A 5,936-nucleotide genomic window follows, 5' to 3' on the forward strand; every position below is an offset into this window, starting at 1 on the left:
CAAAATTAAAGGCGCAAAACTCCCTCCTCTTGTTTAAGAGGAGGGTTGGGGTGGAGTTAAAAATAAATCAAACTCCATCCTGTCCTTCCTCTTATCCAAGAGGAAGGGACTAAATAACACGGAACTATATTGAAAATTATTATGTTATGCATCTAAAGCTAATAAAATTAACCATATTATCACTTCTTTTTTTGCTTTGCGAAACCGCTCATAGCTCTGCCGCCAAATCCCCTGACGCCATCGCCATCAGAGTCATTCCCAATACCGAGCATTACAGCCCGATGAGGTGGTACAAAGAGCAGGGTTTTTTGGGATCTCCCCAGTCCATGTCCATTGACGGCTACCAGGCCATCAGGGACGGCAGGACCGTTTATGTTAACGCCGCCAATATCGGCGTTGACAGCACTATATATACCAACATCTATCTCCTCTCCTACAACCAGGATGCGGAGCAGGCCACCGTTAAAATCGTCAATGAAATGCTCTCGCACTGGCATTTTAACAGGAACATCACTGATTCGGGCCAATGTGCCGACTCTGCCGGCAATTTGGGAAACGGCTGCCTCACTGACGCGGACTGTTCCGCTCAATCCGCCCTGGGCGGAGGACAGTACTGCCAAAGCCCCAAAGCCAAAATAACCAGAGACACGAGGCGGCTCTCTGATTTGGCCGAGATTAAAATCGCGCTGGAAGATTACAAGCAAATAAACAGCCGTTATCCCAAATTAGATTCCGGCTCCTATTTGCCGGGAAAATCACTCTCCACCTGGCCCAGCTGGCATGAAACATTAACCAAGGAATTGGGAACCGGCCTGCCCAACGACCCGATTAACAGATTGGGCCAATGCGAGGGCTATGACCCGGCCACCTGCTGGAGCGAGCAAGACAAAAAGTTCGCGGACGCGGACACAGATGACCTAGAATTGAACCTGCCCGAGGATAGCCGCGCTTATGTTTACGCTGCTAAAGACAACGGAGCCGGCTACAAGCTCTGCGCCGTCATGGAATCAGGCCTCTTAACCACTTTGGAAGTCGGCGCCTGCGCCGAAAGCGAGATGACGGCCCAATTCAGCGCGTCAAGCGAAAACAGCCCGCCCCAAATCACCGGCGTTAACCTGCCCCAGGCCGAGTCAGGCCCGAGCTACCAAGGATTTATTTCAGCCGCCGATCCTGACAACGACCCGTTAGCATGGACATTTGCCATAGTGAGCTGCCCGCTTTGGAATAATTTGAGATTGGAAAACACCGCTCTTGCCAGCCAGAAAAAAATCATTGCCGACAATGCCGGCCAGGCCGGTACTTGCCAAATCACCATTACCATAGACGACAAAAGGGAAGCGGGGCAAATCAGCCAAAATTATTCCATAACAACCGTCAACGGCAATCTGCCCGTAATCCAGCCCGTAGCCAATCAGACCATCACGATCGGCAAAGACCTCGTTTTCGCCATCACCGCCAGCGAAGCCGATTTGCAATACCCGCTGACGATTGAATTTACAGGCGCCCCAACCGGCCTCAATTCCACCGGCTCAGGCCAGATAATCGGCTCAAACTACCAATTCAATATCAGCGGCATTGTCATAGATCAAACCAAAGCATATAATATCACGGCCATTGCATACGACAAGTATTTGGGCGCTTCAACCCCGGTTAATTTCACAGTCACGGTGGAAAACCAAAAACCGAATATTACCTCAACCCCGGTAACCAACGCCACGGCCTGCGTGGATTATTCTTATGATGTCAACGCCGCCGACCCGGACAGCCACATAGTGGAATATTTTGATTCAACCAACACCCTGCCGGCCAATCTAACTATAAACCAAACAACCGGTTTAATCAGCGGCCAAGTCCAGGCCCCAGGAAATTACAACATAACCATAGAAGCAAGAGACCAGTATTATGGCCAGACAATCGCTCCCTATTCGGCCCAAGCCGGCCAAACCTACGCTCTTAGTGTTGCCAATGAGGTGTTTACGGTAACGGCTCCGGCCGACGACACAATCTATGTCGCTCCAACCGGCGTGCCAATAGCAGGACTCTATTATATGCCGATTACCTATTTCGGAACTTCGGTCAAATCAACAACCAATACCGTCACCTGGTCAAGAACTGTTAATCCGGTTCTGCCTGCCGGCCTGACCATTGTCATTAACCCAACAACCGGAAACATCAACGCCACCGGCGACAACAACGCGACCAATCCGGGAACCTATACCGTCACTGTTACAGCAATCAACGTTTGCGGCGCCACTGCCAGCGACAGCTTCACGCTAACTGTCAAGCCGAATGAATGGTGCGGGGATAATATTCTGCAAATAGCCCAAGGCGAATCCTGCGACACTAATCAGCTTAACAGCCAAACCTGCGTAACGCAGGGCTTTAGCGCCGGAACTCTCGGCTGTTTAAGCTCTTGTACTTTTGACACTTCCGGCTGCTGCAACTCGGCCTGCGCCGGCCGGGAATGCGGAGCCGACCCGGCTTCCTGCCTTGTTTCCTGCCCGCCCGGTTGCGGGCCCAACGCTTCCTGCTCTTCCGGCGCCTGCGTTTGCAACGCCGGCTATGCCGCCTGCGACGGGGAAGAGACGGACGCGGACGGGTGCGAGTGCAATATCGGAGCCGCGGGATGCAGTTGCGTTTCAAGCGCCTGCGCTTGTTTTTGCGTGTTTGACGACTCCGCTTATGATAACTGCGTATATCAATAATTTATTTAACAAAAAAATATGAAAGAAAAAATGCAAAAAATCAGCAAATTTATCGTTTCCAGGATGTTTTATTTAATTCTGGGAATATCCGTTGCTATTGCCATCCCAATCGCTTACGCCGCCTGGAACAGCACGGTTAATCCAGGCGAAACCTTAACCGCTACGAAATGGAATGAGCATGTTAATAAGCTGATTGAGCTGAGTAACAAAATAGATAGTTGGCCACCGGGCAGTTATTGCATATTTATGGGCGGCGGCTCTTGTCCAAGTGGATTCGCGCAAAAAAGCGGATATATGAGAGCAATTTTTCTTTTTGCCGCCGACAATAACTATATCGTGCCGGTAACTTTTGGAAATAGCAATATTCAATGTCATGGTGCTTGTGGACAATATGGGAACTGGATAGGCGAATTAAATTTAAATATTTGTTGTAAATAAAAAAATCGCATTAATTTATTTTTAATTGAAAAATAAGAGAAAAAGTGATAAGGTGACATAAAGCGGACGGGATACGACGGAGGAGTAGCCCGTACGCGTTTTGCAATATTCGCGACGAATGCGTACGGGCTACTTCGCCCTTCAGGCTCCGTATCCCGTCCGCAAAAAACAAAATGACTTTAAAGGCGTATTTAATAATAATGGGCATAGCGACTTTATGCTGCTGGGCGGCTTTCGGCTTTATTTTGCGGACCGTTAATCCGGAAGTTACCAATACGATCGGCTTTTTGCTGTTTTATCTGTCTTTATTTTTAGCCGTAAGCGGTTCCGCCGCGATAATCGGCTTTGTGGTTAGATTTATCGGCCTAAAGCATGAATTGGTTTTTAATTCAGTCAAGCAAGCTTTCCGCCAATCGTTTTTATTCGCCTTTTTAATCATTTCGGCGCTGTTTCTACTGTCAAAAGGTTTATTTTCTTGGCTGAATTTATTGTTGTTAATCGCGGGGTTGTCAATGTTGGAGTTTTTTTTAATAAGCCATAGTAAATATAATGCGAATACTACGAATTAAAATGCAAATACTACAAAATGAATAATGCAAATGAAAAAGTGATCTATAAAGAATTGTCGTATAAAATTACAGGGCTATTATTTAAAACTCATAAAGCATTGGATAGATATAGAAATGAAAAACAGTATGCGGATTTTTTTGAGGAATTATTAAAGCAAGAAGGAATAAAATATATTAGAGAATATAGATTTGAAGATTTTCAATATGGAAAAGGAAAAGTAAGATGTGTTTGTGATTTTATTGTTGATGATAAAATAATTTTAGAATTTAAAACAAAAAATTATTTGTCAAAAGAAGATTATTTTCAAACCAAAAGATATTTAGTTACTTTAAATTTAAAATTAGCCATATTAGTAAATTTTAGGCAGCCAAGCTTGGTTCCTAAAAGAATATTGAATAACGGTTATTGTAAATTAGCATAGTACTTTTGTAGTATTTGCATACAATTTGCAATATTCGCATTATGATAAATAAATTGCAACAACTTAAAAAACAAATATTGGAAGAATTAAGCGAGATAAAAGACTTGGAGAGTTTGCGCGCTTTGGAAATTAAATATTCGGGCCGCAAAGGCGAGCTGACCGAAATTTTGCGCGGCATAGCCGGTTTAAGCGGAGAAGAGAAAGAAACAATCGGCAAGCTGGCGAACGAGATTAAATTGGAATTGCGCAAGAAATTTGCCGAGCAACGGGAGACAGTTGAGGAGAAGCGCGAAAAAGAATTTGTTGACGCGACATTGCCCGGAGAAAAATACGACCGGGGCCACCTTCATCCTATAACAATAATCCAAAATGAGCTGGAAGATTTGTTCGCTTCCATGGGCTTTATGGTTTTGGACGGACCGGAATTGGAAAGCGATTATTATAATTTTGAAGCGCTGAATATATCGCGATATCATCCGGCGCGCGATATGCAAGACACTTTTTATGTAGATACGAAGAATAAGGAAGGGGAGTATGATTTAGTGATGAGGACGCATACTTCGCCGGTGCAGGTAAGGGCTATGCAGAAATACGGAGCGCCTTTGCGCTGCGTCGCCCCGGGCAGGGTTTTCAGGTGCGAAGCGACCGACGCCGCGCATGAGCATACTTTTGACCAAATGGAGGGTTTAATGGTGGATAAAGATATTTCAATCGCCAACTTAATCGCGGTTATGAAAGAATTGTTAAAAGGCATCTTTAAAAAAGAAATGGAAGTAAGAGTAAGGCCCGGTTATTTTCCCTTTGTTGAGCCGGGAATTGAGCTTGACATAAAATGCACGATTTGCGGTGGCGCGAAGTGCCCCAGTTGCAAAAACAGCGGCTGGCTGGAGCTTATGCCGGCCGGCATGGTTCATCCCAATGTTTTAAAATTCGGCGGCATTGATTCTAAAAAATATTCAGGCTTCGCTTTCGGGCTCGGACTTACAAGATTGGCGATGATGAAGTACGGCGTTGACGACATTCGCTTGTTTAATAGCGGGGATCTGAGATTTCTTGAACAATTTTAAATAAATATGTATCTATCCCTAAATTGGCTAAAAGACTTCATTGATATTCCAAAATCTCTTTCCCCCGAAGAGCTTGGCTTAAAATTGACTATGCATACGGTTGAAGTTGACAGCGTGGAGAAGCAGTTAAAGGATGTAATTTACGATATTGACAATAAATCAATTACCCATCGGCCGGACCTTTGGTCGCATTACGGCATGGCGCGGGAGATTGCGGCCTTTTTGGACGTTAAACTGAAGAAATATAATGCGAATACTACAAATTTGTATGCGAATACTACAAATCAAAAAATGCGAATTGATGTTAAGATTGAGGATGAAAAATTATGTCCGAGGTATATGGCTGTTGCCGTGAGCGGGATTAAAGTTGAGCCGTCGCCTGAATGGATGCGAGAGCGTTTAATCGCCGCGGGCTCCAGGCCGATAAACAACATTGTTGACATTACCAATTATGTCATGCTGGAGCTTGGACAGCCGTTGCACGCCTTTGATTTCAGTAAAATTTCAAATGATATTAAAATAATCGTAAGAAAAGCAAAACAAGACGAAGTTATAGAAACATTGGACGGGGAGAAGAGGAGGTTGGATGAAGAAATGCTGGTGATTGCCGATAAAAATAAACCGATTGCCATTGCCGGAGTTATGGGCGGAGCAAATAGCGAGGTGGATGGCGCGACAACCGAAATTATTTTAGAATCCGCCAATTTTAATTTTATTTCAATTAGAAAAACTTCG

6 protein-coding genes are annotated in these 5,936 nt (G+C 44.9%); all 6 read left to right on the forward strand.

Annotated elements, in window-relative coordinates; translation table 11 throughout:
• The first annotated feature begins 146 nt into the window (after window positions 1-146).
• Window positions 147-2,705, forward strand: a complete 2,559-nt coding sequence (locus KKD20_02435) for an Ig domain-containing protein (GenBank protein MBU4331959.1) — start codon at window positions 147-149, stop codon at window positions 2,703-2,705.
• Between the two features lie 18 nt (window positions 2,706-2,723).
• The gene (locus KKD20_02440) at window positions 2,724-3,143 is read left to right on the forward strand and encodes a hypothetical protein (protein ID MBU4331960.1); all 420 of its coding nucleotides are present in this window, start codon (window positions 2,724-2,726) and stop codon (window positions 3,141-3,143) included.
• A 173-nt stretch (window positions 3,144-3,316) separates the two neighbouring features.
• Window positions 3,317-3,712 carry a hypothetical protein gene (locus KKD20_02445; protein ID MBU4331961.1) on the forward strand — a complete coding sequence of 132 codons (396 nt, stop codon included), beginning with the start codon at window positions 3,317-3,319 and terminating at the stop codon, window positions 3,710-3,712.
• 17 nt (window positions 3,713-3,729) lie between these two features.
• A complete protein-coding gene (locus KKD20_02450) occupies window positions 3,730-4,134 on the forward strand; it encodes a GxxExxY protein (GenBank protein MBU4331962.1) in 405 nt (134 codons plus the stop codon).
• 41 nt (window positions 4,135-4,175) lie between these two features.
• Window positions 4,176-5,201 carry a phenylalanine--tRNA ligase subunit alpha gene (gene pheS / locus KKD20_02455; GenBank protein ID MBU4331963.1) on the forward strand — a complete coding sequence of 342 codons (1,026 nt, stop codon included), beginning with the start codon at window positions 4,176-4,178 and terminating at the stop codon, window positions 5,199-5,201.
• Between the two features lie 6 nt (window positions 5,202-5,207).
• The coding region (locus KKD20_02460) for a phenylalanine--tRNA ligase subunit beta (GenBank protein MBU4331964.1) at window positions 5,208-5,936 on the forward strand (729 nt) is incomplete at its 3' end.

It is taken from the genome of Patescibacteria group bacterium (assembly GCA_018896645.1).
Classification (GTDB): Bacteria; Patescibacteriota; Patescibacteriia; order UBA2591; family JABMQE01; genus JAHIMF01.